The following is a 1,986-nucleotide window of genomic DNA, read 5'->3' as shown; positions in this document are numbered from 1 at the left end:
AATTAGTAAAACGCTAGTTTCCTTGTAGCCGCTTGGTCATATAAAGCTAGTTTCAAGAGTACAGGTTTAATTCTATATTAATAATTATTAGGGGTAACAAAACATTGCTATCTTTATCTAGAATGTTATATAAAACTATTGAATATTTTATTCGTAAAAACAGAGGTGTAAAATGAACTTTATTTCCGAACTACTTGTTACCGTTGCAATTCCTACAATAAAACTCACATTCTTGTTACTACTCATAGTTGTTTTTAGCTATTTTGTAGTATACAAAAAGGTATGTAAAGGAGGAAAAAAATTTACCGTACAACAAATTATATTATTTATATTAATAATAGGATATTATTCCCTTGCATTATCAGCTACTTCATTTGGTCGTCCAGATGATATGATCTTTGCAAGAACAATTGACTTTGATGTACTTAGTGTTTATAAAAAAGCATGGAATACCTTTTCATTTTCTTCTTTTTTCCATATCATTGTGAATATAGGTATGCTTTTTCCGTTAGGAATTTTATTACCTTTATTTAGTAATGTTTTTCAAAAAACAAAATGGATGTTAATCAGCTCAATTATAGCAAGTTTATTGATTGAAATCCTTGAATTTACAATGCAACGTGGAAGTATGGAACTAGCCGATTTACTTCATAATACTTTAGGGATGATGCTAGGATATTCTATGGTAAAATATAGTACTGATATTGTTGAAGAAAAAAGAAACGGATACACAAATGATCAAGTATTTATTTCTTCCGATTACAGTAAGTTTTGTTGCACTTGGAATAATAATTTCGTATCAAATGAAGGAATTTGGGAATACGTCTTTTGATCCCATTACAAAAACAGATATGACTGATGTCACTATAAAAACATTAATAGATTTAAAAGACGAAGGTAAAAAAATGCCTGTTTACAAAGAGAAAATTACAACAATGCATGATGACAATGAGCTAGTTACAAAAAAAATACATATTCGAGATGTTGAAATTCTGTCGCCCAAAGAAGCATTTCAAAAACTAAAACAAGGAGACTTTGATCCCATAATATCTTTCAAAGCAGGTGATACATTAGTCATTACAGATTATAAAATAGATTACCACGCTGATTCGAAAGGTTTTTCTCAACCTATATATGTTTTTCAAGTAAGCTTAAATGATAATGACAAAGATAGTTGGTCTCAACCTATTTCTGCGAGAAAATAACGTAGATTTTCCTGTTTTTGTTCATGTGAAATAGTTTAATCTATTTGTAATTGTTCATTTTAAAAATCCCCTATGGAATTTAATTGAAATCGAAAAACATTTAGAAAGAACAATTACGTTGTGAACTATTGTATAGTGTAGATATAAATAGCAAAAAGGGGGACTAGATATGTGGAAGCGTTTTGTAGCGATTGGTGATAGTTTTACAGAGGGGATAGGGGATGAAGTTGAGGGAATAGCATTAAAAAGCTGGGTGGATCATTTTGTTCAACTGTGTGTAAACGATATAGAATATGCTAATTTTGCAAAGCGTGGGTTAGTAACTAAAGAAATTCGCTCACAGCAATTGGAAAGGGCATTAACTTTTAATCCAGATTTGGTTAGTCTAATTGCAGGTGCAAACGATGTTTTAAAAGGACGTTGGAATCATCAAGCATATAAGAACGATATGGAATTTATGATAGATACATTAAGTAAAACAGATGCTGATATTATTATAGCAAACCTTCCAGATTTTACAGTTCGGCTTCCTTTTCTTCTGAAAAAAACAAGTATTAAAAGAACAATTATTAGAGGCAAATGAAGTTATACTTTCACTGAGTAGAGAGTATAAGCTTCATCATGTTGACTTCTGGAATCATCATTTAGTTAATGACAATACGCTTTGGTCTACAGATTTAATTCATCCAAACTCAAAAGGATATGTAAAAGTTGCTGAATTGATTTTTAGTAGTTTGCCTGTACATGACTCTTCTAAATAAGCTGTAGAATGACCTAAACT

Annotated in this window: 2 pseudogenes; both read left to right on the top strand. The window is 30.4% G+C overall.

What is annotated here, in order from left to right:
- The first annotated feature begins 172 nt into the window (after positions 1-172).
- A pseudogene (locus tag CDB3_RS11815) lies at positions 173-1,205 on the top strand (VanZ family protein).
- Between the two features lie 169 nt (positions 1,206-1,374).
- Positions 1,375-1,966, top strand: a pseudogene (locus CDB3_RS11810) (SGNH/GDSL hydrolase family protein).
- The last annotated feature ends 20 nt before the right edge of the window (positions 1,967-1,986 follow it).

The sequence above is a fragment of the Bacillus sp. CDB3 genome, assembly GCF_002081505.1.
Taxonomy (GTDB): domain Bacteria; phylum Bacillota; class Bacilli; order Bacillales; family Bacillaceae_G; genus Bacillus_A; species Bacillus_A cereus_AT.
The sequence above is the reverse complement of the archived record's forward strand: the minus strand, read 5'-3'. Positions and strand labels throughout refer to the sequence as shown.